Origin of the sequence: Pseudomonas sp. PvP027 (assembly GCF_017833005.1) — a bacterium.
GTDB lineage: Bacteria > Pseudomonadota > Gammaproteobacteria > Pseudomonadales > Pseudomonadaceae > Aquipseudomonas > Aquipseudomonas congelans.
The window spans coordinates 5,442,455-5,467,123 of the sequence record NZ_JAFIBK010000001.1; the positions used below are offsets into that span (position 1 = coordinate 5,442,455).

General features: G+C 58.1%; 22 protein-coding genes. 4 read left to right on the forward strand and 18 right to left on the reverse strand.

All coding sequences use genetic code 11. The features are described from left to right. The 13 genes from nuoC to JOE33_RS23795 all read right to left on the reverse strand — a co-directional run bounded on the left by nuoC (position 1) and on the right by JOE33_RS23795 (position 12,863). Entirely contained in the window at positions 1–1,782 is a 1,782-nt protein-coding gene (gene nuoC, locus JOE33_RS23735) for an NADH-quinone oxidoreductase subunit C/D (protein WP_054993985.1), read from the reverse strand. Positions 1,783–1,856: 74 nt separating this feature from the next. Continuing rightward, positions 1,857–2,531 (reverse strand): NADH-quinone oxidoreductase subunit B, encoded by a 675-nt coding sequence (locus JOE33_RS23740; RefSeq protein WP_002554012.1) that lies wholly within the window; start codon positions 2,529–2,531, stop codon positions 1,857–1,859. Between the two features lie 10 nt (positions 2,532–2,541). Beyond that, complete coding sequence (locus JOE33_RS23745) at positions 2,542–2,955, reverse strand: NADH-quinone oxidoreductase subunit A (RefSeq protein ID WP_002554011.1); 414 nt, start codon at positions 2,953–2,955, stop codon at positions 2,542–2,544. A gap of 463 nt (positions 2,956–3,418) precedes the next feature. Next, positions 3,419–4,744, reverse strand: a complete 1,326-nt coding sequence (gene aceA, locus JOE33_RS23750) for an isocitrate lyase (protein WP_003411659.1) — start codon at positions 4,742–4,744, stop codon at positions 3,419–3,421. A 528-nt stretch (positions 4,745–5,272) separates the two neighbouring features. After that, positions 5,273–6,016, reverse strand: a complete 744-nt coding sequence (locus JOE33_RS23755) for a secretin N-terminal domain-containing protein (RefSeq protein ID WP_010427009.1) — start codon at positions 6,014–6,016, stop codon at positions 5,273–5,275. A gap of 186 nt (positions 6,017–6,202) precedes the next feature. After that, positions 6,203–6,625, reverse strand: coding sequence for a GNAT family N-acetyltransferase (locus JOE33_RS23760; protein WP_003317965.1), 423 nt, complete (start codon positions 6,623–6,625; stop codon positions 6,203–6,205). Further along, complete coding sequence (locus JOE33_RS23765) at positions 6,618–7,784, reverse strand: cupin domain-containing protein (RefSeq protein WP_003405098.1); 1,167 nt, start codon at positions 7,782–7,784, stop codon at positions 6,618–6,620. The genes JOE33_RS23760 and JOE33_RS23765 overlap by 8 nt, the downstream gene beginning before the upstream one ends. Before the next feature lie 60 nt (positions 7,785–7,844). Continuing rightward, positions 7,845–9,215, reverse strand: coding sequence for an adenylosuccinate lyase (purB, locus tag JOE33_RS23770; protein WP_010427007.1), 1,371 nt, complete (start codon positions 9,213–9,215; stop codon positions 7,845–7,847). Positions 9,216–9,346: 131 nt separating this feature from the next. Further along, positions 9,347–9,967 carry a high frequency lysogenization protein HflD gene (gene hflD, locus JOE33_RS23775; RefSeq protein WP_054993984.1) on the reverse strand — a complete coding sequence of 207 codons (621 nt, stop codon included), beginning with the start codon at positions 9,965–9,967 and terminating at the stop codon, positions 9,347–9,349. Beyond that, positions 9,967–11,097: a tRNA 2-thiouridine(34) synthase MnmA gene (mnmA, locus tag JOE33_RS23780; protein WP_032612496.1), complete on the reverse strand. Its 1,131-nt coding sequence runs from the start codon at positions 11,095–11,097 to the stop codon at positions 9,967–9,969. Before mnmA ends, hflD begins: the two co-directional genes overlap by 1 nt. A 60-nt stretch (positions 11,098–11,157) precedes the next feature. Beyond that, positions 11,158–11,604, reverse strand: a complete 447-nt coding sequence (locus tag JOE33_RS23785) for an NUDIX hydrolase (protein ID WP_187625938.1) — start codon at positions 11,602–11,604, stop codon at positions 11,158–11,160. A 42-nt stretch (positions 11,605–11,646) separates the two neighbouring features. Further along, positions 11,647–12,552: a LysR family transcriptional regulator gene (locus JOE33_RS23790; RefSeq protein WP_054993782.1), complete on the reverse strand. Its 906-nt coding sequence runs from the start codon at positions 12,550–12,552 to the stop codon at positions 11,647–11,649. A gap of 119 nt (positions 12,553–12,671) precedes the next feature. Continuing rightward, positions 12,672–12,863: a hypothetical protein gene (locus JOE33_RS23795; protein ID WP_187625937.1), complete on the reverse strand. Its 192-nt coding sequence runs from the start codon at positions 12,861–12,863 to the stop codon at positions 12,672–12,674. Here JOE33_RS23795 and JOE33_RS23800 point away from each other — a divergent pair. Then, positions 12,856–13,737 carry an alpha/beta hydrolase gene (locus JOE33_RS23800; RefSeq protein WP_187625936.1) on the forward strand — a complete coding sequence of 294 codons (882 nt, stop codon included), beginning with the start codon at positions 12,856–12,858 and terminating at the stop codon, positions 13,735–13,737. The genes JOE33_RS23795 and JOE33_RS23800 overlap by 8 nt on opposite strands. Before the next feature lie 151 nt (positions 13,738–13,888). Here the strand turns inward: JOE33_RS23800 and JOE33_RS23805 are convergent, their stop codons facing one another. After that, positions 13,889–16,111: an NADP-dependent isocitrate dehydrogenase gene (locus JOE33_RS23805; protein ID WP_187625935.1), complete on the reverse strand. Its 2,223-nt coding sequence runs from the start codon at positions 16,109–16,111 to the stop codon at positions 13,889–13,891. Between the two features lie 613 nt (positions 16,112–16,724). After that, positions 16,725–17,009 (reverse strand): cold shock domain-containing protein, encoded by a 285-nt coding sequence (locus JOE33_RS23810; protein WP_025990784.1) that lies wholly within the window; start codon positions 17,007–17,009, stop codon positions 16,725–16,727. A 218-nt stretch (positions 17,010–17,227) separates the two neighbouring features. On the opposite strand from JOE33_RS23810, the gene clpS reads away from it, so the two are divergent. Together clpS and clpA are read left to right on the forward strand one after the other, a co-directional pair. Beyond that, positions 17,228–17,590, forward strand: a complete 363-nt coding sequence (gene clpS / locus JOE33_RS23815) for an ATP-dependent Clp protease adapter ClpS (RefSeq protein WP_003405085.1) — start codon at positions 17,228–17,230, stop codon at positions 17,588–17,590. A 30-nt stretch (positions 17,591–17,620) separates the two neighbouring features. Further along, positions 17,621–19,894, forward strand: a complete 2,274-nt coding sequence (clpA, locus tag JOE33_RS23820; RefSeq protein ID WP_003371759.1) for an ATP-dependent Clp protease ATP-binding subunit ClpA — start codon at positions 17,621–17,623, stop codon at positions 19,892–19,894. A gap of 115 nt (positions 19,895–20,009) precedes the next feature. On the opposite strand, the gene infA is transcribed toward clpA, so the two are convergent. From infA to aat, 3 genes are all read right to left on the reverse strand, one after another. After that, the gene (gene infA, locus JOE33_RS23825; protein ID WP_002553999.1) at positions 20,010–20,228 is read right to left on the reverse strand and encodes a translation initiation factor IF-1; all 219 of its coding nucleotides are present in this window, start codon (positions 20,226–20,228) and stop codon (positions 20,010–20,012) included. Positions 20,229–20,329: 101 nt separating this feature from the next. Next, positions 20,330–21,037: an arginyltransferase gene (locus JOE33_RS23830; RefSeq protein WP_065349574.1), complete on the reverse strand. Its 708-nt coding sequence runs from the start codon at positions 21,035–21,037 to the stop codon at positions 20,330–20,332. Positions 21,038–21,085: 48 nt separating this feature from the next. Continuing rightward, on the reverse strand, positions 21,086–21,775 hold the full coding sequence (gene aat, locus JOE33_RS23835) for a leucyl/phenylalanyl-tRNA--protein transferase (RefSeq protein ID WP_122694306.1): 690 nt from the start codon (positions 21,773–21,775) through the stop codon (positions 21,086–21,088). Positions 21,776–22,243: 468 nt separating this feature from the next. Here aat and ftsK point away from each other — a divergent pair, with 468 nt between their 5' ends. Continuing rightward, positions 22,244–24,649 (forward strand): DNA translocase FtsK, encoded by a 2,406-nt coding sequence (ftsK, locus tag JOE33_RS23840; RefSeq protein ID WP_010426991.1) that lies wholly within the window; start codon positions 22,244–22,246, stop codon positions 24,647–24,649. The last annotated feature ends 20 nt before the right edge of the window (positions 24,650–24,669 follow it).

Below are 24,669 nucleotides of genomic sequence, written 5' to 3' on the forward strand. Positions count from 1 at the left end.
TTAGCGGTCCACGTCGGCCATAACGAAATCGATACTACCCAGGTACGCGATCAAGTCCGCGACCATGCTGCCTTTGATCACCGAAGGGATCTGCTGCAGGTGCGGGTAACTCGGGGTGCGGATCCGGGTACGGTAGCTCATGGTGCCGCCGTCGCTCGTCAGGTAATAGCTGTTGATACCCTTGGTCGCTTCGATCATCTGGAAGGATTCGTTGGCCGGCATGACCGGGCCCCACGAAACCTGCAGGAAGTGCGTGATCAGGGTTTCGATGTGCTGCAGGGTGCGCTCTTTAGGCGGCGGCGTGGTCAGCGGGTGATCCGCCTTGTACGGGCCTTCCGGCATGTTGCGCATGCACTGGTCGATGATCTTGATGCTCTGGCGCATCTCTTCGACGCGGACCATGCAGCGGTCATAGGCATCGCCATTGGCGGCCAGCGGCACTTCGAATTCGAAGTTCTCGTAGCCCGAGTAAGGGCGAGCCTTGCGCAGGTCGAAGTCGCAACCGGTGGAGCGCAGGCCTGCACCGGTGACGCCCCATTCGAGAGCTTCCTTGGTGTTGTAGGCGGCGACGCCGACGGTACGACCCTTGAGGATGCTGTTCTGCAGAGCAGCCTTGGTGTATTCGTCGAGGCGCTTGGGCAGCCAGTCGACGAAGTCCTTGACCAGTTTTTCCCAGCCGCGCGGCAGGTCGTGAGCGACCCCGCCGATGCGGTACCAGGCCGGGTGCAGACGGAAGCCGGTAATCGCTTCGATCACGGTGTAGGCTTTCTGGCGGTCGGTGAACGTGAAGAACACCGGCGTCATGGCGCCCACGTCCTGAATGTAGGTACCCAGGAACAGCAGGTGACTGGTGATACGGAAGAACTCGGCCATCATGATGCGGATGACGTCGACCTTTTCCGGCACCTTGATGCCTGCCAGCTTCTCGACCGAGAGCACGTAAGGCAGGTTGTTCATCACCCCGCCCAGGTAGTCGATACGGTCGGTGTAGGGGATGAAGCTGTGCCAGGACTGGCGCTCGGCCATTTTCTCGGCACCACGGTGGTGGTAGCCGATGTCCGGAACGCAGTCGACGATTTCTTCGCCGTCCAGCTGCAGAATGATACGGAACGCACCGTGAGCAGAAGGGTGGTTCGGCCCCAGATTGAGGAACATGTAGTCCTCATTGGTGCCAGAACGTTTCATGCCCCAGTCTTCCGGACGGAAGCGGGCGGCTTCCTCTTCCAGTTGCTGTTTGGCGAGGGTCAGGCTGTACGGGTCGAATTCCGTTGCGCGGGCAGGGAAGTCCTTGCGCAACGGGTGGCCTTCCCAGGTCGGCGGCATCATGATGCGGCTCAGGTGCGGGTGCCCTGGGAAGTCGATGCCGAACATGTCCCAGACTTCGCGCTCGTACCAGTTGGCATTGGGCCAGATGCTGGTAATGGTTGGTACGCTCAGGTCGCTTTCGGAAAGCGCGACCTTGATCATCACATCGCTGTTTCGCTCGATCGACAGCAGGTGATAGAACACGGTGAAGTCTGCGCCGGGCAGACCACGACGGTTTGTGCGCAGACGCTCGTCCACACCATGCAGGTCATAGAGCATGGAGTAGGGCTTGGGCACATTGCGCAGGAACGTCAGAATTTCGAACAGTCTGGCGCGCTCGATCCACAGCACGGGCATGCCGGTGCGGGTTGGCTGGGCAGTGAAAGCCTCGGCACCAAAACGGTTATTCAGTTCAACGACGACATCTTGGTCGTCAGCCTTGTAAGGCGGGATGTACAGAGCGTTGTCTGCAGTCATAGGTCTCAATCACTTCGGTCAACGTACAGAATCAACCCCGGTTCTTGTCTTTTTTATAAGAAGAACGGGCTGGATCAGACTTCGTCGGGGCTGCGCAGGTTGGTCACCTGAATACGCTGTTCGCGGCGCTGTTCCTTTTGCGATGGCATCTCGGCGCGATACACGCCTTGATCGCCAACGACCCAGGAAAGAGGGCGACGCTCCTTGCCGATGGATTCCTGCAGCAGCATCAAGCCTTGCAGAAACGCCTCGGGGCGGGGCGGGCAGCCGGGCACGTAGACATCCACGGGAAGGAATTTGTCCACCCCCTGGACCACTGAGTAGATGTCGTACATGCCACCGGAGTTGGCACACGAACCCATGGAGATAACCCACTTGGGCTCGAGCATTTGCTCGTAGAGACGCTGAATGATCGGCGCCATCTTGATGAAGCAGGTACCGGCAATAACCATGAAATCCGCCTGCCGTGGCGACGCCCGTATGACTTCAGCGCCAAAGCGCGCGATGTCGTGGGGTGCCGTGAAGGCGGTGGTCATTTCCACATAGCAGCACGACAGGCCGAAGTTGTAGGGCCACAGGGAGTTTTTACGTCCCCAGTTGACCGCACCATTCAGCACGTCTTCCAGCTTGCCCATGTAGATGTTTTTGTGGACTTGATCTTCTAACGGATCGGAAACGGTTTCCCGTTTGCCGATGGGGTACTGCTCGTTAGGAGCGTCCGGGTCGATCCTGGTGAGATTATATTGCATCGCCAAAGCCTCATTGTTTCAGCTTCGCTTGCCGATTACGGCGACCTTCAGGAGCCCAGTCAAGAGCGCCAACCCGCCATAGGTAGACAAGACCTGCCAACAGAATTGCTATGAAAACGAGAGCTTCGACGAATCCGGTCCAGCCGCTTTCGCGGACGGACACAGACCAGGCAAAGAGAAAAAGGGCTTCAATGTCAAAGATCACGAAGAGCATCGCGACCAGATAGAATTTTGCGGAGAGACGCAGGCGCGCACTGCCGGTAGGCAGCATGCCGGATTCGAAAGGTTCGTTCTTGCTGCGGCCCCAAGCCTTGCTTCCGAGCAGGCTTGAAAGACCGAGCATGAAGGCGCAAAGGCCGACAACACCCAAAAGGAAAATGGCGAAGCCCCAGTTATGGGCAATCAGACCTGTCGATTCGGGCATGCTGTCAGTCCTTGTTAGAGAGCAAAGGTCTCTGTGCTTGATAAAGAGTCGAGGCAGTGACGAAATGTCGCAGTGCGGTCAACGGATTGATTTTATGTGCAAACAGTTGGCAAGTAAATTTTCTACATCAAATTTATTTACGGAATTAATTGCCCAAGGCCTTTCAGGAGGGCTGCAGTGCCTGCCAGGCGGGCATCAGCGGGGATTTCGTTAATTATGTTTCTTGACTGAGAAAAGTAAGAAAAGGCAATTTGAATGATAATTAATATCATTTGAAGGGGCGTTGATAGTTCAGATTACGGTAGTCGGCGCATAGTGGGTAACGGTACGGCTTATAAAGTGCGCCTTTTGTAGCATTTGCACGGCAACTGCCTATTGTCCGGGATCAATACCGGCACCCTCTGACACAAAAGACAGACCGCCCTTACGGACGGCCTGTCTTTTCAACGTGTTGCGCTGGGTATCAGTGGAATTGCTCTTCTTCGGTCGAGCCGGTCAGTGCGGTTACCGACGATACGCCGCCCTGGATCACGGTCGTCATGTCATCGAAATAGCCGGTGCCCACTTCCTGCTGGTGGGCCACGAAGGTGTAGCCCTTGGCGGCGTCGGCGAACTCCTGTTCCTGCAGCTTCACGTAGGCGGTCATGTCATTGCGGGCGTAGTCGTGCGCCAGATTGAACATGCTGTGCCACATGTTGTGAATGCCTGCCAGGGTGATGAACTGGTGCTTGTAACCCATGGCCGACAGCTCGCGCTGAAATCTGGCGATGGTTGCGTCGTCGAGGTTTTTCTTCCAGTTGAAGGACGGCGAGCAGTTGTAGGACAGCAACTGATCCGGGTATTCCTTTTTGATCGCTTCGGCGAAGCGGCGTGCCTCGTCCAGATCCGGTCTGGCTGTTTCGCACCAGATCAGATCGGCGTAGGGCGCGTACGCCAGGCCACGCGAGATCGCCTGATCGAGGCCGGCGCGAACCTTGTAGAACCCCTCGTGGGTCCGCTCGCCAGTTACGAATGGCTTGTCGTACGGGTCGCAATCGGATGTCAGCAAGTCGGCAGCGTTGGCGTCAGTCCGCGCCAGAATGATAGTCGGTACACCGGCCACATCGGCCGCCAGGCGTGCAGCGACCAGTTTCTGTATGGCTTCCTGAGTCGGAACCAGTACCTTGCCGCCCATGTGGCCACATTTCTTCACCGAAGCCAGTTGATCTTCGAAGTGCACCCCGGCGGCACCGGCTTCGATCATGCTTTTCATTAGTTCATAGGCATTGAGCACGCCGCCGAATCCGGCTTCCGCGTCTGCCACGATCGGGGCGAAGTAGTCGATGTAGCCTTCGTCGCCCGGTGCCTTGCCGGCTTTCCACTGGATCTGGTCGGCACGGCGGAACGAGTTGTTGATGCGCTTGACCACGGTCGGCACCGAGTCGACCGGGTACAGCGACTGATCCGGGTACATCGACTCGGCAGAGTTGTTGTCAGCAGCGACCTGCCAGCCGGACAGGTAGATGGCCTGAATGCCAGCCTTGACCTGCTGCACGGCCTGGCCGCCGGTGAGGGCGCCCATGCAATTGACGAAATCCTTGTCCGGCCGGAAGGACGGTTTGGCACCCTGGGTTACCAGATTCCACAGCTTGTCTGCACCCAGTCGTGCAAAGGTGTGTTCGGGTTGAACCGAGCCGCGCAGGCGGACCACATCTGCAGCGGAGTAAGTACGGGTCACGTTTTTCCAGCGCGGATTTTCAGCCCAGTCTTTCTCGAGAGCCGCTATTTGTTGTTCGCGTGTCAGTGCCATGGTGATAAACCTCTAGAAGTAGGTCTCGTTGGAAAGTCCTGCTCCGCCAAAACGCCTCGTTTATCGAAGGCACGGTAGATGGCTGCTCGCTGATCCGGGGTTTTGCTTGAAGCCGCACGTTACGTGGGTCGCGACAGGTGAACGATGTGCTCGAGGGGAGAGCGGGCGTCCGGACATGAGGCTGTCAGGTGGACAGTCGGGCCTGCAGTGGCGTTGTGCATCACCGTCGGCCTTGCCGGGTTACCGTTTACGCTTCCGTCCCTCGGGACAACTTCGTTCCAGTCGCAACCTCGTCAAACTGCCTTGTGGGCGGTGCGGACACGAATCGGCTCTGCGGGTGTGTGAGAGCGGCGACTCGAAGGCTTTTTGCAAAGCCTCTGATTAGCGGGAGCGAGGCAATCATGCCTCGCACTTCTAGGGGGCGTCAAACGTTTTGTAGTGCTTTTTTTAAATCACTACATATTTGTGAGAAGTCGACCGGCCAGTCATCAAAAGGCCCGCAAGTATTGGGTTTTCAGCCCGCACAGACTATTCGATGGTTTCGACCTTTACGCGCAAAATCATATCGTCACGACCCTGGGTGGAATAGCGTTGCGCCAGGCCGTTCTGATCGGCGACGGATTCATTGCTATTGCTCGCCAGCGTGATCCATTCTCCCAGCCTGCCACTCACCTGGCTGTCGGTACTCTGCACCTTGACGGCATCAGGGCGTTCCTGGCTCATGCGGTCATGATTGGTGCTGATGCTCAGGTGAACCGTGTCGCCGGTCACGCTGGCCGTGACGTAAAACCCCTGGGTTACATTGCGGTACTCGGTGTCGCTTCGGGAGTATCCGTACGCATCTGTGGATGAGGAGGTCAACGGCACGCTCTGACCAACCTGGATGAGCGCAGGGGTCCCTTCGCTGGTCTGTACTTGTTGCACGCCGCCTTCGCGGCTGGCAGTACCGTACTCGATTACTCGCGAGCCGCCGCTGCTGCGCGTCGCGCTGTCGCTGGTGTCGACGCTGATCAGCAAGCGTTTCGGTGCGGTGTCGAGTTGCGAGATCAAGGTGCGAAGTTCTTCGATCTTGCGTGACTCTGCATTCACAATCAGTTGATTGCCGTAGGCGCTGACAGTGCCTTCATTGCCCAGAAATGATTTGGCGACCGGCAGCAGATCGGCACTGGTGCGGTAGTTGAGCGGGACGACTTCAGTCGCCGCAATGGTCTGAGCGCTGAAGATGATCAGCATCGAGGTGAGCGCTGCATTGAGCAAGTTGCGTACTGACATGTTCATTCTCCGCGGTAAGCGCGTAAAGCATGATTGTGCCACTGTGTCGGCCGCAGGCAATCAAGCTGAATGGTCGGGCATAAAAATGCCCCGCCGATTTTCGGGTCGACCTTGAGTGTGTCGAGCGAAAAAGGGCAGGGCGATCATTATGTAGTGCCGCGGTGAGCGCCTACATAATGGTGTTGATTACGCTTCGCGGAGCATATCCACGTGTGGGAGACCGGCTTCGAGAAACTCGTCGCTGATAACCGAAAAACCGAAGCGCTGGTAAAACTCGACGGCCTGCACCTGAGCGCTCAGCTTGAGCGGCTTGAGCCCACGCTGTTCGGCTTCATGGATCACTGCACCCAGCAGAGCCTCCCCGACCTTCAGGCCACGCCAGTCCCTCAGGACTGACAGGCGACCGATCTCGCCATCGGGCAGCAGTCGGGCAGTGCCCACCGCATATTCACCTTCGTACGCGAGAAAGTGCACGGCACCTGCGTCTTCGGCATCCCACTCCAGTTCCGGCGGCACCGATTGTTCGGCAATGAATACCGAGTCGCGTATGCGCCGGATATCGGCGTTGTTCTTCTGCCATTGGGCGACAGCTACAGTGACTTTATTCATCGGCAAATCCCAGGCTTCCTTGTTTTACGAGTTCGCAAAGCAAATTGCGCCCCTCGTCATCGGCCAACCATTGGCCAAGGTTTTCGCTGTGCAATGCATCGGCGGCACAGATCAGTTTGAGCAGGTCACGCAGGCTGCCCGGCAGCAGGCGGCTCTGGCCACTGGCAAACAGTAGCAGATCGTCATCGACTTCAGACCAGGCCAGCCGTGCGCTCGGGTTGCGGATCAGCACCGCACCCTGCTCGAGGCTGTCGAGCAGATCCTGTTCGTCCAGCTCGGGGCCGGTCACCAGTTCCGGGTAGCGCGGTTCGGTCATGAACTGGCCGAACCAGGTCAGCAGCAGGCGTTCGTCGCTCATGTGTTCGGCCAGCAGCGTTTTAAGGCGATCAAGCGCGTCATGCTGGATCTGATGCGGATCGCTGACCGGCTGGGCGTCGGCATCGGTATAGCGCTCTTCGTCCGGGATGAACTGGCTGAGGAAGTCGGTGAAGTGGGTCAGGACTTCGGCAGCGCTTGGCGCACGGAAACCGACCGAGTAGGTCAGGCAGTCGTCGACGGCGACGCCGCAGTGCGCCAGGCGCGGCGGCAGGTAAAGCATGTCGCCCGGTTCCAGAGTCCACTCTTCGGTTTTCTCGAATTCGGCAAGGATGCGCAGGTCGGCATGCTGCAGCAGCGGGCTTTCCGCATCGCACATCTGGCCGATCTGCCAGTGGCGTTTGCCATGTCCCTGAAGCAGGAACACATCATAGTTGTCGAAATGCGGACCGACGCTGCCGCCAGGCGCAGCGTAGCTGATCATCACATCGTCAATCCGCCAGCTGGGCAGAAAACGGAAGTTTTCCAGCAGCTCACTGACCTCCGGAACGAACTGGTCCACGGCCTGGACCAGCAGCGTCCAGTCGCGCTCGGGCAGTTTGCTGAACTCGTCTTCAGCGAACGGGCCGCGACGCAGCTCCCACGGACGCTCGCCGTTTTCGATGACCAGCCGCGACTCCACTTCTTCTTCCAGGGCGAGGCCGGCAAGCTCGTCCGCGTCGATCGGGCTTTGAAAGTCCGGCAGAGCCTGGCGGATCAGCAGCGGTTTTTTCTGCCAGTAGTCACGCAGGAAAACGCGAGCACTGATGCCGCCCAGAAGTTGTAGAGGAATATCAGGATTCATGTGTAAGCCCTTGAAATGAAAACGCCCGGCACAGCCGGGCGTGTGCAAGTTTTTTGCGTGTCAGATGCGCTTGGCCTGAGCGGCCGCGTTACCGATGTAATTGGCAGGCGTGAGCTTCTTGAGCTCGGCCCTGGCTTCGGCAGGCATGTCCAGACCGTCGATGAAAGTCTGCAACGCTTCAGGACCGATGCCCTTGCCGCGTGTCAGTTCTTTCAGTTTTTCGTACGGATTTTCGATGTTGTAACGACGCATGACCGTCTGAATCGGCTCTGCTAGAACTTCCCAGCATGCATCCAGATCGGCGGCAATGCGCTGCTCGTTCAGTTCCAGTTTGCTGATGCCCTTGAGGCTGGCTTCATAGGCAATAACGCTGTGGGCAAAGCCGACGCCCAGGTTGCGCAGCACGGTGGAGTCGGTCAGGTCACGCTGCCAGCGAGAGACAGGCAGCTTGCTCGCCAGATGCTGGAACAGTGCGTTGGCAATGCCCAGGTTGCCTTCGGAGTTTTCGAAGTCGATCGGGTTGACCTTGTGCGGCATGGTCGAGGAGCCGATTTCGCCAGCAATGGTGCGCTGCTTGAAATAGCCCAGCGAGATGTAGCCCCAGATGTCGCGGTCGAAGTCGATCAGGATCGTGTTGAAGCGGGCAATGGCATCGAACAGCTCGGCAATATAGTCGTGCGGTTCGATCTGCGTGGTGTAGGGGTTGAAGCCCAGGCCCAGCTCGTCTTCGATGAAGGCGCGCGCGTTGGCTTCCCAGTCGATGTCTGCGTAGGCAGAGAGGTGGGCGTTGTAGTTGCCGACTGCGCCGTTGATCTTGCCGAGCAACGGGACTGCCGCAATCTGGCTGATCTGGCGCTCAAGGCGGTAGACGACGTTGGCCAGTTCCTTGCCCAGTGTGGTCGGGGAGGCTGGCTGGCCGTGGGTGCGGGACAGCATCGGCACGTCTGCAAAGCGAATCGCCAGCTCGCGGATGGCGTCGGCGATCTGGCGCATCAGCGGCAGCACGACCGTGTCGCGGCCTTCGCGCAGCATCAATGCGTGCGACAGATTGTTGATGTCTTCGCTGGTGCAGGCGAAGTGGATGAACTCGCTGACCTTTTCCAGCTCTGGCAATTTGGCAGCCTGCTCCTTGAGCAGATACTCCACAGCCTTCACGTCATGATTGGTGGTGCGCTCGATTTCCTTGACGCGCTCGGCATGCTCCACGGAGAAGTCTTCAGCCAGAGCATCCAGGATGGCGTTGGCTTGCGCGGAGAAGGCCGGGACTTCGGTGATCTGCGGGTGAGCCGCGAGACGCTGGAGCCAGCGAACTTCAACCATCACGCGGAAACGGATCAGGCCGTATTCGCTGAAAATAGGGCGCAAGGCCTGGGTTTTGCCGGCGTAGCGGCCATCAACAGGGGAAACCGCAGTGAGCGAAGAAAGCTGCATGGGATGCTCTCGGACAGTCGGGCGACGAAAAGGGCGCATATCATACATGAAAAGTCAGTCGGACCGGAGCCCGCTGACCAGCGTAGACAGCGTCGTGCCTGGGGTGGTGAAGGTCATTGGCGCGCGGCGCGTCAGCCGTGCAGCAATGGGTAGAGTTCTTTCAACAGCTTGCGACGGCTGAACACCAGCTGCCAGCGATGACCGCCAACTTGCCGCCACAGGCGGGCACAGCGAATACCGGCCAGCAGAATGCCGCGAATCTTCGAGGCATTGTTCGGCTGCTGCAGGTTGCGCATGTCGCCTTGTACCTGAATCCGTTGGCGCAAGGTGCTCAGGGTGTCCTGATAGAGCGCGCCGGTCGCGGCAATCACGTTCTCGTGGGCGATGCCAAAATGCTCGACCTGAGACTGAATCACCGGAATGCGTTTGCCGATCACTTCAAGCAGGTCATCGCGCTTGGCCAGCTGGCGCTCGAGGCCAAGCATCGACAGGGCATAGCGCAACGGTTCGCGCTGCAACGTTGCCGGGTCACGCTCCAGAGCGCTGGCCATGGCGCGATAGCCTTCGTGCAGGTTGAGGTCGTCGCCGCCGAAGACGTCCAGCGTATCCTTGGGGTCGACCACCAGCAGGCTGCCGAGCATGCAGCTCAGGGCCGCTTCGCTGATCTGACCGGTCTTGGCGATCCGGTCGACCAGCACGGCGGCCTGGAATACACCACCCAGAGCGATCAGTTGTTCCTGAGTCGGGCTCATCAACGCTTGTCCTTGCTGGTCCAGGGTTCGGCAATTTCGATCACGCCGCCGCCCAGACAGATTTCGCCGTCGTAGAAAACCACGGACTGGCCGGGAGTGACGGCGCGTTGCGGGTCGTCGAATGTGGCGCGGTAACCGTCAGCGGTTTTTTCCAGCGTGCATGGCTGGTCGCCCTGACGGTAACGGACCTTCGCGGTAAGGCTGCGCGGGGTGCTCAGATCGATCGGGTTGACCCAATAGATTTCCGAAGAAACCAGCGCACGGGAAAACAGCCAGGGGTGATCGTTGCCTTGGCCGACGATCAGTTCATTGTTGTCCAGGTCCTTGACCAGCACGTACCACGGATCATCGCTGGCGTCCTTGAGGCCGCCGATGCCCAGCCCCTGGCGCTGGCCGATGGTGTGGTACATCAAGCCGCTGTGACGACCGATGACTTCACCTTCGGTGGTCTTGATTTCGCCGGGCTGGGCGGGCAGGTACTGGCGCAGAAAATCAGTGAAGCGGCGCTCGCCAATGAAGCAGATTCCGGTGGAATCCTTCTTTTTGGCAGTGGCCAGGCCATGTTTTTCGGCAATGGCACGCACTTCCGGCTTTTCCAGCTCGCCAACCGGGAACAGCGTCCGGGCAATCTGCTCGCCGCCAACGGCGTGCAGGAAGTAGCTCTGGTCCTTGTTCGGGTCCAGGCCCTTGAGCAGCTCGGTACGTCCATCGATGTCGCGGCGGCGTACGTAATGGCCTGTCGCAATAAGGTCGGCGCCCAGCATCAGTGCGTAGTCGAGAAACGCCTTGAACTTGATTTCCCGGTTACACAGGATGTCCGGGTTCGGGGTGCGCCCGGCCTTGTACTCTTCGAGGAAGTGCTCGAAAACGTTATCCCAGTACTCGGCCGCGAAGTTCGCTGTGTGCAGCTTGATGCCTATCTTGTCGCACACGGCCTGGGCATCTGCCAGGTCTTCGCGGGCGGTGCAGTATTCCGTTCCGTCGTCTTCTTCCCAGTTCTTCATGAACAAGCCTTCCACCTGATAACCCTGCTCCATGAGCAGTACGGCGGAAACGGAAGAGTCCACGCCGCCGGACATGCCGACTATGACGCGCTTCATTTCTGAGTTCGAGGGGGCTGGATCACGCATGGGGATTCAACGGCTGACCTGTAAAAGGACGCGATTCTATCAGGCTGAGGGCGTCGAGTCTCACGCCTTGTCGCGCAGCAGGTCGAGACTGAAATGTTCGGCATCGAGGTAGTCGTCCAGGCAACGCAATACCAGCTCGCTGCGCCAGCGCTCCTGCTGGGCCAGCAATTCATCGCGGGTCAGCCAGACTGCGCCGACGATGCCTTCGTCGAGTTGATACTCGGGGTGGTGGCGCAAAGCCCTGGCGGCAAAGCAGATTCGCTGGTAGGTCACGCCATTGCTCGGCGCGGTGTATAGATAGATGCCCACCACGCTGGTCAATTCGACGTCCCAGCCGGTTTCTTCCAGGGTTTCACGCACGGCGGCGCGTTGCAGGCTCTCATTCGGGTCGAGGTGCCCGGCGGGTTGGTTGAGTACGGCGCGTCCGCCTTTGATTTCTTCGACGAACAGAAAGCGGCCTTGATCTTCGACGATGGTGGCGACGGTAACGTGGGCTTGCCAGGTCATGATAATGGTCTCTTTGCAGGGGATTGAGTCAGCCGTAACCGCTTATTGTTGCTCGAACTGCAGATCATGCCTCAGGGCGCTGACGCAGAAGTCCACAAAGGCTCGCACTTTGGATGAGCGACGACGGCCCTCCAGGTAAACAACGTGAACCGGTTCCGGCATTATTTCGAACCTGTCCAGAACACATTTGAGCCTGCCTTCCTGCAGGTGCTCGCGTATCTGATAGTACGGCACCTGGGTCAGCCCCCAGCCCTGTAACGCAGCGCTGATCGCCGCCTGATAAGACGTCAGGCTGAGTCTCGAACCGACGTCTACTGAATAATTATTGTCATCGATCCGGAAAAGCCAGTGAGGCGAGCGTTCCGCGGTGCTGGTCGAGACTGTCGAATGCTGTCGCAAATCGTCGGGATGCTGCGGTGTTCCATGCTGTTCGAGATAGGCAGGAGATGCGCAAACCATGCGCCGCACGCTACCTGTCGGGATTGCGGTAAGGGACGAGTCGGGCAGGGTACCGATCCTGACGGCCACGTCGACGCCCTCATCGAGCATGGACACGACCCGGTCGACCAGAATGGCACGGATGTCCACTGCCGGAAACCGCTCGAGAAAGCTCGTCATTACGGGCACGACATGCAGCGCGCCGAACATCTGAGGTGCGGTGACCGTCAATAGGCCGCCTGGCAGCGCATGCAAGCCGCCTGCCGCGCTTTCTGCCTCATCAAGGTCGGCAAGCAGTCGGCGGCAATCAGCGGCGAAGCGCTGGCCCGCCTCGGTGAGCCGCATGTTGCGAGTCGTGCGCACCACCAGCAGGATGCCCAGGCGACTTTCCAGACTCGCTATAGCCCGGGTTACCGTAGCGGTCGACAGGCCAAAGTGGCGGGCTACCCCGGCAAAACTGGTTTGCTCGGCAAGTCCGGCGAAAAGCGTCATTTCCTGAATACGGTCCATAGGCAGCCTGCTTGCCATGAGAGATGCGAAATCGTATCAGCATTTCAGAAATTGAAATGGTGAATTGATTTTTGCGGTGATTCTGCAGTTCAGGCGCAATGATTAGGATGGCCACACATTCATCCAGCCCGGTCAGACTCTTCTATGAAAAATTTCGGTTCAGTCGACGCTGAAAATGCCGCATCCGGTGTCAGTCGGCGCAAGGTTTTACAAGCATCAGCATTAGGCGCTGCTTCTGCTCTCGGGGTTTCGTTGGTGAGCGCCGCTTCTGTGAGCAATAAACCTCTATCCAGGGAAAATGCAATGAACATTGATGATGCCTTCCGCGTGACGTTTCACACTCAGCAGGTAGGGGACGTGAATGTGTTCTATCGCGAAGTCGGTCCCAAGGACGCCCCGGTGCTGCTGTTGCTTCATGGTTTTCCGAGTTCCAGCCACATGTTTCGTGACCTGATGCCATTGTTGGCGAGTCGGTACCGACTGATCGCTCCCGATCTGCCCGGATTCGGTAATACCAAAGCACCACCGCGCGGGCAGTTCGATTACACATTCGCAAACCTTTACACGGTGATCGAGGGCTTTACCGAAGCGCTGGGCCTGAAGAAGTACGCGTTATACATATTCGACTATGGCGCACCGACAGGTTTGCGGCTCGCAGCGGCGAACCCGGAGAAGGTTACTGCAATCATCAGTCAGAATGGCAACGCCTATCTGGAAGGATTCAGCGATCAATGGGGCCCGTGGCAAGCCTACTGGCGCGAGCCTTCGGCAGCCAATCGCGAAGCCTGCCGCGCCTCGTTGTCACCGCAAGTCATCCGTGACTGGCAATACGGTACGGGAGCCGATCCTGAAAAGCTTTCTCCCGATGGCTACAACCTCGACATTCTGTATATGGCGCGGCCGGGCGCAGAAGAGATCCAGCTTGACCTGATTCTCGACTACCGCAGCAACGTAGCGGCTTACCCCTCGTTTCAGGAATACCTGCGCAAACATCAGCCTCCCTTGCTGGCGGTCTGGGGCAAGCACGATCCTGCGTTCATACCGCCTGGCGCACATGCTTATCGCAAGGACGTCCCGGCTGCTGAAGTGCATCTGCTGAATGCCGGTCACTTTGCATTGGAAACGCACGCGCCGGAGATCGCCGAATACATTCGCGACTTTCTTTCGCGCACGCTGAAAAGCTGAAGGGGGCGATCATGTTCTTGAGCCGGGATCTCCCGGATGCCCGGGACTACACAGCTAACTGAAATTTTCATGGGTAAAAAAAATCCCCGGCAACAGGCCGGGGATTTTTTGCGATGCGGTGCATTTTTTATGCACCGCTCCGGATTGCCTCTTACAGCGCAGCGATAGCCGCGTTGAGCGTGGCGCTCGGGCGCATGGCCTTGCTGGTGACTTCCGGGTTAGGGAAGTAGTAGCCGCCAATGTCCACTGGCTTGCCCTGAACAGCGTTCAGCTCGGCAACGATTTTTTCTTCGTTGTCGGTCAGGGTCTTGGCCAGCGGCGCGAACTGCGCCTTGAGGTCTGCGTCGTCGTTCTGAGCAGCCAGTGCCTGTGCCCAGAACAGGGTCAGGTAGAAGTGGCTGCCGCGGTTATCGATACCACCGACCTTGCGCGAAGGCGACTTGTTGCGGTCCAGGAACTCGCCAGTGGCCTGATCGAGGGTCTTGGACAGCACCAGCGCTTTCGGATTGTTGTAGGCATGGCCCAGATGCTCGAGGGATGCCGCCAGAGCCAGGAACTCGCCCAGCGAATCCCAGCGCAGGAAGTTTTCCTCGACGAACTGCTGCACATGCTTCGGAGCCGAACCGCCAGCGCCGGTTTCAAACAGACCACCGCCGTTCATCAGCGGAACGATCGACAGCATCTTCGCGCTGGTGCCCAGCTCCATGATCGGGAACAGGTCGGTCAGGTAGTCGCGCAGCACGTTACCGGTCACCGAGATGGTGTCCTTGCCAGCGCGCGTGCGTTCCAGGGTCAGCTTCATCGCGTCGACAGGCGACAGGATCTGGATGTCCAGGCCCGAGGTGTCGTGATCGGCCAGGTACTTGCGTACTTTCTCGATCATTACGCTGTCGTGGGCGCGGGACGAGTCCAGCCAGAAGATCGCCGGGGTGTCGCTGGCGCGGGCACGGTTGACGGCCAGTTTCACCCAGTCCTGGATCGGTGCGTCCTTGGCCTGGCACATGCGCCAGATATCGCCGGCTTCGACGTTCTGTTCCATCAGCAGGTTGCCCTGGCTGTCGGTTACGCGAACCACGCCGTTGGTCTGAATGTGGAACGTCTTGTCGTGTGAGCCATACTCTTCGGCCTTCTGAGCCATCAGGCCAACGTTCGGTACGCTGCCCATGGTAGTCGGGTCGAATGCGCCATTTTTCTTGCAGTCTTCGATGACCGCTTGATAAATGGTGGCGTAGCAACGATCCGGAATGACAGCCTTGGCATCGTGCAACTGACCGTCCGTGCCCCACATCTTGCCGGAGTCACGAATCATTGCCGGCATCGAGGCGTCGACGATGACGTCGCTCGGCACGTGCAGGTTGGTGATGCCCTTGTCGGAATTGACCATCGCCAGTTGTGGGCGAACGGCATAGACCGCTTCGATGTCAGCCTTGATTTCTGCCTGCTTGTCAGCGGGCAGGGCAGTGATGCGCTCGTACAGATCGCCAATGCCGTTGTTCAGGCTGAAGTCGATCTGCTTGAGCGTATCGGCGTGCTTGGTCAGCGCATCCTTGTAGAACTCGTCGACGATCTGGCCGAACATGATCGGGTCGGAGATCTTCATCATGGTGGCTTTCAAGTGCACCGAAAACAGCACGCCCTGCTTGCGGGCGTCTTCGATTTCGGCAGCAATGAAGCTGCGCAGGGCCTTGGCGCTCATGACCGAGCAGTCGACCACTTCGCCCGCCTTGACGGAGGTTTTTTCCTTCAGAACGGTGGTGGTGCCGTCCTGGGCGACGAGTTCGATCTTGACGGTGTTGTCGGCTGCGATCTCGGCGGCTTTTTCGCTGCCGTAGAAATCGCCATTGCTCATGTGCGCAACGTGAGCCTTGGAGTCAGCTGACCAGGCGCCCATCTTGTGCGGGTGCTTGCGCGCGTAGTTCTTGACCGACAGCGGGGCGCGGCGATCGGAGTTGCCTTCGCGCAGAACCGGGTTCACGGCGCTGCCCTTGGTCTTGTCGTAACGTGCGCGGGTTTCTTTTTCCGCGTCAGTGGCAGGATTTTCAGGATAGTCAGGAATGTTGTACCCCTGATTCTGAAGCTCCTTGATGGTCGCCTTCAATTGCGGGACCGAGGCGCTGATGTTAGGCAGCTTGATGATGTTGGCCTCTGGCGTGGTGGCCAGTTTGCCCAGCTCGGCGAGATGATCCGGCACTTTTTTGTCGGCAAGCAATTCCGGGAAGCTGGAAAGAACACGGCCCGCCAGAGAGATATCGCGTGTCTCCACGTCGATATCGGAGGTTGCCGTGAAGGCTTCGATAATAGGCAGCAGGGAGTAGGTGGCGAGGGCCGGAGCTTCGTCGGTGAAGGTGTAGATGATCTTCGAGCGGTTGGACATTCGTATTAACTCTCTTTTGCTGAGCATGCACAAAATCTCGATACGCGCATTCTAAGCGCGCTTGCCCACGGTTCGGCCATGAGCCAGGTCGAGGTTTATTCGCGGTGATGTTGGGTGCATCAGTCGAGCGTCAAGCTGTCGGGTCAGGTAGCAGCCCGACGCATAAGGAAGGCCGAGGGTCAGAATTCGGACGGGTCGGCCTTGATGACTCTGCGGTCACGGCGCGAGTATATCAAACCATTGGCACCAAGCATTAATGCTATGCGAGCTATCGAAAAATGAATATCCGCCGTTGGTCGAACGTACGATCTTCCAGACAGGCGTCTGGTGGTTGGCATGTCGGGCCTGGGAGATCTGGAGGCGGGGATCAGATGGGGAGGAGTGGACTTTCTTTGTGCAGGATGGTTTGGCGTAGACGAGCTGAATGTCTCGGAGTCTGGGCATCCGCGGTGCAATAACCGCTAATTCGATACCTTGTGGAGCGCGACGGATATAAAGCAGACCAATGTCTATGTCTCTTTATGTGTCCGGCAAAGCTCATTGCATGCTGCTGGAAATTCGGCGGGCTCTGATGGCTGCCGTTATACGTCAACTGACTTTTTCAACACGAGCATCAGGCGTCCGCGTGAGCGTGGTCCTGCTGAAGTTGCGGCTGCGTGTCCTTTGCCGGATCCTGCTTTGGTACGTCCGAGCCATTGATTTTTATCGCCTGCAGCCCCTTTGGACCGTGAGCGACTTCAAATCTGACTTTCTGGCCAGCCTTGAGGGTTTTGTAACCGTCCATTTCGATAGCCGAAAAATGGACGAACAGATCCTCGTCACTCTTGCCTTCAGCGTTTATGAATCCAAACCCTTTTGCATTGTTGAACCACTTGACTTTTCCTTCAATCATCACCATCTCCCTCTGCAAAGGACTCCGTCAGGAGTATCATCCACTTTCATCCGCTGCCCACCCAAAAAATTTTGGTTGACTGCGCGGACCCTTTTTACCCAATGTGGGCTCTATTGTTTGTAACACCGTTTAGCTGATAGTCAAGGTCATGTGGCAGCCCTTTTAAAAACCGTCCAGACTGCGACTAAATCGCTCAATCCGCCCTCAAACGAACATTTCTTTCCATGCATGCATTCAGCAAGATTCGACTAACATTCAATCAGGATGATCCGCAGTCGCACGAGGACGACTCGGCGGGCATTGCGGTGCAGGACGCCAAGCCGACCCTGCAGGCGCCACCGATGTACAAGGTGGTTTTATTCAACGATGACTACACCCCGATGGATTTCGTCGTAGAAGTGCTCGAGGTGTTTTTTAACCTGAATCGTGAGCTGGCCACCAAAGTCATGCTGGCCGTCCATACAGAGGGACGGGCAGTCTGCGGATTGTTTACCCGTGACATCGCCGAGACCAAGGCAATGCAGGTCAATCAATACGCCAGGGAGAGCCAGCATCCGCTACTCTGTGAGATCGAGAAGGACGGTTAAACGCCGACCACTTGGGTATGAGGTGAAGCTATGTTAAACCGTGAGCTCGAAGTCACCCTCAATCTTGCCTTCAAGGAGGCTCGTTCGAAGCGTCATGAGTTCATGACGGTCGAGCATCTCCTGCTGGCTCTATTGGATAATGAGGCTGCAGCCACTGTCCTGCGTGCCTGCGGCGCAAACCTCGATAAACTCAAGCATGATCTGCAGGAGTTCATCGACTCCACCACTCCGCTGATCCCCGTCCATGACGAGGACCGCGAGACACAACCGACGCTCGGGTTCCAGCGCGTGCTGCAACGGGCAGTCTTCCACGTGCAGAGCTCAGGCAAGCGCGAAGTGACCGGCGCCAACGTGCTGGTTGCGATTTTCAGTGAGCAGGAAAGCCAGGCCGTATTTCTGCTCAAACAGCAGAGCGTGGCCCGGATCGATGTCGTCAACTACATCGCCCACGGTATCTCCAAGGTTCCAGGGCATGGCGAACACTCTTCTGAAGGTGAACAGGATATGCAGGACGACGAGGGCGGTGAAGCATCTTCCTCAGGCAATCCTCTGGATGCCTATGCCAGCAACCTGAACGAGTTGGCACGTCAGGGGCGCATCGATCCACTGGTCGGCCGCGAAAGCGAAGTCGAGCGGGTGGCACAGATTCTGGCTCGTCGTCGCAAGAACAATCCTTTGCTGGTCGGTGAAGCGGGTGTCGGTAAAACGGCCATCGCCGAAGGTCTGGCCAAGCGCATCGTCGACAACCAGGTGCCTGACCTGCTTGCCAACAGCGTCGTCTACTCGCTCGACCTGGGCGCGTTGCTGGCCGGGACGAAATACCGCGGCGATTTCGAGAAGCGCTTCAAAGCGTTGCTCAACGAGCTGCGCAAGCGTCCTCAGGCGATCCTGTTCATCGACGAGATCCACACGATCATCGGTGCCGGCGCAGCTTCCGGCGGGGTAATGGATGCTTCCAACCTGCTCAAGCCGCTGCTGTCTTCCGGCGAGATCCGTTGCATCGGCTCGACCACCTTCCAGGAGTTTCGCGGGATTTTCGAGAAGGATCGTGCCCTGGCGCGTCGCTTCCAGAAAGTCGATGTGTCCGAGCCTTCGGTCGAGGACACCATCGGTATCCTGCGTGGCCTGAAAAGCCGTTTCGAGCAGCATCACAGCATCGAATACAGCGACGAAGCCCTGCGCGCCGCCGCCGAGCTTGCATCGCGCTACATCAACGACCGTCATATGCCTGACAAGGCCATTGACGTGATCGATGAGGCCGGTGCCTATCAGCGTCTGCAGCCTGTCGAACAACGCGTCAAGCGTATCGACGTGCCTCAGGTCGAAGACATCGTCGCCAAGATCGCGCGCATTCCGCCAAAACACGTCAACAGCTCCGACAAGGAACTGCTGCGTAATCTGGAGCGTGATCTCAAGCTCACTGTGTTCGGACAGGATGCGGCCATCGACTCGTTGTCGACTGCGATCAAACTGTCTCGTGCCGGTCTCAAGTCGCCTGACAAGCCGGTCGGTTCGTTCCTGTTCGCCGGTCCTACGGGCGTCGGCAAGACCGAGGCGGCTCGTCAGCTGGCCAAGGCACTGGGCGTCGAGTTGATCCGTTTCGACATGTCCGAGTACATGGAGCGGCATACCGTTTCCCGTCTGATCGGCGCGCCTCCGGGCTATGTCGGTTTCGATCAGGGCGGTCTGCTGACCGAGGCCATTACCCGTCAGCCGCATTGCGTGCTGCTGCTCGATGAAATCGAAAAGGCTCACCCGGAAGTCTTCAATCTGCTTCTGCAGGTGATGGACCACGGTACGCTGACCGACAACAACGGGCGCAAGGCGGACTTCCGCAATGTGATCGTGATCATGACCACCAACGCCGGGGCCGAGTCTGCTGCGCGTGCTTCGATCGGTTTCACGCATCAGGACCACTCGTCTGACGCGATGGAAGTGATCAAGAAGAGCTTCACGCCGGAGTTCCGCAACCGTCTGGATACCATCATTCAGTTCGGTCGCCTCAGTCACGAAGTCATCAAGAGCGTGGTCGACAAGTTCCTCACCGAGCTTCAGGCCCAGCTGGAAGACAAGCGCGTACTGCTCGAAGTGTCCGAGGCGGCGAGAAGCTGGCTGGCGCAGGGTGGTTACGATGCGGCAATGGGTGCCAGACCGATGGCTCGCTTGATTCAGGACAAGATCAAACGGCCACTCGCCGAAGAGATCCTGTTCGGCGAACTGTCGGAACATGGCGGCGTGGTTCACATCGACATCAAGGATGGCGAGATCACCTTCGATTTCGAAACCACGGCAGAAATGGCCTGATAACCGACGCCTCGCCTCGCATCATTATGATGCGAGGCAGGTCGAGGACATCGACTGTAAAAAACAGGCATACAAAAACGCCCGGCTTATGCCGGGCGTTTTCGTTAATGCCTGTTTAGCGAGCGCGGTAGGTGATGCGCCCTTTGCTCAGGTCGTAGGGCGTCAGCTCTACACGCACTTTGTCACCGGTCAGAATACGGATGTAATTCTTGCGCATCTTGCCGGAGATATGCGCGGTTACGACGTGCCCGTTTTCCAACTCCACGCGAAACATGGTGTTGGGCAGGGTGTCGACGACAGTGCCTTCCATTTCGAAGCTGTCTTCTTTCGACATGCAGTAAAGCCCTCGGTATACAAATGAGTGGCCCGGTGCAAGTGGCGCCAGGCAAAAGCGGCGTGCATTGTGCCCGAAAAAACCAGTTTAAGCCAAGGGGTTCAATACAGAGTGACCCATCTTTGATTGGTGAGCAGCTCGATTGGGCGATATTGGGTCTTGTAATTCATCTTTTTGCAGTTCTTGATCCAGTAACCGAGGTACACCGCCTGCAGTTGCAGTCTGGCCGCTTCGGCGATCTGCCACAAAATGGCGTAACGGCCCAGACTGCGGCGTTCTTCATCGGGTTCATAGAACGTATAGACCGCTGAAAGACCATTGGGCAGCAGGTCGGTGACGGCAACTGCCAGCAGGCGTTGATCGACACGAAATTCGTAAAAGCGCGAAAAGGGCAGGTCGCGAACCAGAAAGGTCGAAAATTGCTCGCGGCTCGGCGGGAACATGTCGCCGTCAGCATGCCGTTGTTCAATATAACGCTGATAAAGATCGAAATATTCCTGAGTGAATACCGGTTTGGCGCTTTGCACCTGAATGTCGGCATTGCGTTTCAGAATGCGTTTTTGCTGACGATCGGGTACGAAGAGGTTCACCGGAATGCGCGCGGGTACACACGCACTGCAGTTCTGGCAGTGGGGGCGGTAGAGGTGATCACCGCTGCGGCGAAAACCCATGTCCGACAGGTCGGCATAGACCTGTACATCCATCGGCTGGCTGGGGTCCAGAAACAGGGTAGTCGCCTGCTCTTCGGGCAGGTAACTGCAAGTGTGCGGTTGAGTGGCATAAAACTTCAGCCTCGCCAGCTCTGTCATGGTCGTCGCCTAATGGTGAATCCTTACCCCTGAGTGTATGCCAGCCTGTCAAACTCGCCTAGCTGACCAGTCGGCGTCGGTCGGCTGATCCAGATGGCGGGATAGGTAATCGGCGAAAGTCTGTCGAGGAATTGAACGGGCGCCAAAGCTGTGCAGATGGTGAGTGGGCATCTGACAGTCGATCAGCACAAATCCCCAGTCAGTCAGATGCTCTACCAGGGTGGCAAAGCCGACTTTCGAGGCGTTGTCTGCCCGGCTGAACATCGACTCGCCGAAAAACAGTTGGCCCATTGCCAGGCCATACAGCCCGCCGACCAGCTCATCCTGATCCCAGACCTCGACGCTGTGTGCGTGGCCGCGGCGGTGCAGTTCGACGTAGGCCTCCTGCATCGAGCCGGTTATCCAGGTTTCATTGGCGTAGCTGCGAGGCGCAGCGCAGGCCTGGATCACGCGGGCAAAATCCTCATCAAAGGTTACCCGATAGCGCGACTGGCGCAGAACCTTGCCAAGGCTGCGCGAAACGTGCAGTTCTTCGGGAAACAGCACGGTGCGCGGGTCGGGAGACCACCAGAGAATCGGCTGGCCATCCTGAAACCAGGGAAAGCAGCCGTGTCGATAAGCGCTGATCAGACGATCGGCCGACAAGTCTCCGCCTGCGGCAAGCAAACCGTTGGGTTCACGGAGGGCTTTTTCCAGTGGGGGAAAATCGAGGCTGTTGCGGTTCAACCAGGTCAGCATGGCATCACAACTTTGCGGAAGGGGAGGGCGCACCTGTCTGTGAGTGCAACTCTGTGCGACAGGCGTGGTCACAAGCGGTTGTCATTATGGCGCGTAGCTTGTGCATGCGGTAGGCCGCGAGCGGCGCAGCGGTCATGTGGTCGTTCAAGTTGCGGGCTGTTGATAGAAACACGCCATAAGCCTTTGTCACAAAACGTAATGCATGCTCAAATTGAACATCGTCAGTGAAGTTGAAAGCACGTTCCGTCCTGCGGAATCGTCTGAAGTGGATCTGGTGTGTTTTCGTACAGACTCAAGTGGCTGTAAAACCGTACAATGCCTGTTTTGGGCGTTATCATTCAAGCGTCTGTCGACAGGCTTTCCCGCTGTCTGCCCTCCCTGTCCACGCGGGAGCAGTCAGTGCCGTACGACAGCCGTTTCTGGTCAATCAACGAGATGTTCGCGCTACCGCGCAGGAAATAAAGCGTTTTGAAGAAATCCACCCCAGCACCCAGCGCTGTCCCGCTTTGGCGACAGCAATTGCACTACCGGCTCAAGGAAGGGGCCCTGATCGCCTTTGGCGCACTGTGCCTGTATCTGATGATGGCCTTGTTGACCTACGATCAGAGTGATCCCGGCTGGAGCCACACCAGCAGCAATGCGGCACAGGTCCAGAATGCCGCAGGGCGTGCAGGTGCGTTCTGTGCCGATATTCTGTTCATGGTTCTGGGCTATTTCGCCTACATTTTCCCGCTGTTGCTGGCGATCAAGGCCTGGCAGGTCTTTCGTCATCGTCATGAGCCATGGCAGTGGAGCGGCTGGCTGTTTTCCTGGCGCCTCATCGGGTTGGTGTTTCTGATCCTGGCGGGCGCTGCGCTGGCTCACATCCACTTCCATTTCTCGGCGGGCTTTCCGGGCTCGGCAGGCGGTGTGCTGGGTGAAGTGCTGGGTGATCTCGCCAAAAAAGCGTTGAATATTCAAGGCAGCACACTGCTGTTCATTGCCCTGTTCCTGTTCGGCCTGACCGTGTTTACCGACCTGTCATGGTTCAAGGTGATGGATGTCACTGGCAAGATCACTCTCGACCTGTTCGAGCTGTTTCAAAGCGCTGCGAACCGCTGGTGGACCGCTCGTGCCGAACGCAAGCAGATGGTTGCACAGTTGCGTGAGGTGGACATGCGTGTCAACGATGTGGTGGCGCCTGTGGCTCCCGATCGTCGCGAGCAGGCCAAGGCCAGAGAACGACTGGTGGAGCGTGAAGCGTCGTTGAGCAAACACATGACCGAGCGCGAAAAGCACGTGCCTGCGGTGATCGCGCCGGCGCCTTCAAAGCCTGTAGAGCCCAGCAAGCGCGTCATGAAGGAAAAGCAGGCCCCGCTGTTCGTGGACAGCGCAGTGGAAGGCACGCTGCCGCCGATTTCGATCCTCGACCCGGCAGAGAAGAAGCAGCTCAACTATTCGCCGGAGTCTCTGGCTGCCGTCGGTCACTTGCTGGAAATCAAGCTCAAGGAATTTGGTGTGGAGGTGTCGGTAGACTCCATCCATCCCGGTCCGGTCATCACCCGCTACGAGATCCAGCCGGCCGCCGGCGTCAAGGTCAGCCGCATTTCCAACCTTGCCAAGGACCTTGCGCGCTCGCTCGCCGTGACCAGTGTGCGTGTGGTCGAAGTGATTCCGGGCAAGACCACCGTCGGTATCGAAATCCCCAACGAAGACCGCCAGATCGTGCGCTTCTCCGAGGTGTTGTCGACCCCCGAATACGATAACGCCAAGTCGCCTGTCACCCTGGCGCTGGGCCACGACATCGGCGGCAAGCCGGTGATTACCGATCTGGCCAAGATGCCCCACCTGCTGGTAGCCGGTACGACCGGTTCCGGTAAGTCGGTGGGTGTGAACGCCATGATCTTGTCGATCCTGTTCAAGTCAGGCCCTGAAGACGCCAAACTGATCATGATCGACCCGAAGATGCTTGAGCTGTCCATCTACGAAGGTATTCCGCATCTGTTGTGTCCGGTGGTCACCGACATGAAGGACGCCGCCAACGCATTGCGTTGGAGCGTTGCCGAGATGGAGCGGCGCTACAAGCTGATGGCGAAGATGGGTGTACGTAACCTGTCCGGCTTCAATCAGAAGGTCAAGGAAGCCCAGGATGCCGGCGAGCCGCTTGCCGATCCGCTGTACAAGCGCGAAAGCATTCATGACGAAGCACCGCTGCTGAGCAAGCTGCCGACCATCGTCGTGGTGGTGGACGAGTTCGCCGACATGATGATGATCGTCGGCAAGAAGGTCGAAGAGCTGATCGCGCGTATTGCCCAGAAAGCGCGTGCTGCGGGTATCCACCTGATCCTCGCGACTCAGCGTCCGTCGGTGGATGTGATCACCGGTCTGATCAAGGCCAACATTCCGACGCGTATGGCGTTCCAGGTGTCGAGCAAGATCGATTCGCGGACCATTATCGACCAGGGTGGCGCCGAACAACTGTTGGGCCACGGCGACATGCTGTACATGCCGCCAGGCACCAGCCTGCCGATTCGTGTGCATGGTGCGTTCGTTTCCGACGAAGAAGTGCATCGTGTGGTAGAAGCCTGGAAGCTGCGAGGTTCCCCGGATTACAACGACGATATTCTCGCTGGCGTCGAAGAGCCCGGCAGCGGCTTTGATGGCGGTGGCGGCGAAGGCAGTGAAGACAGCGAAAGCGACGCGCTTTACGATGAGGCCGTCAAGTTCGTGCTGGAAAGCCGTCGCGCGTCGATTTCTGCTGTACAGCGCAAGTTGAAGATCGGCTATAACCGCGCAGCGCGCATGATTGAAGCTATGGAAATGGCAGGTGTCGTAACCTCCATGAATACCAACGGTTCACGTGAAGTCCTGGCCCCCGGGCCGGTGCGCGACTGATTCTAATCACCCCGTATTGC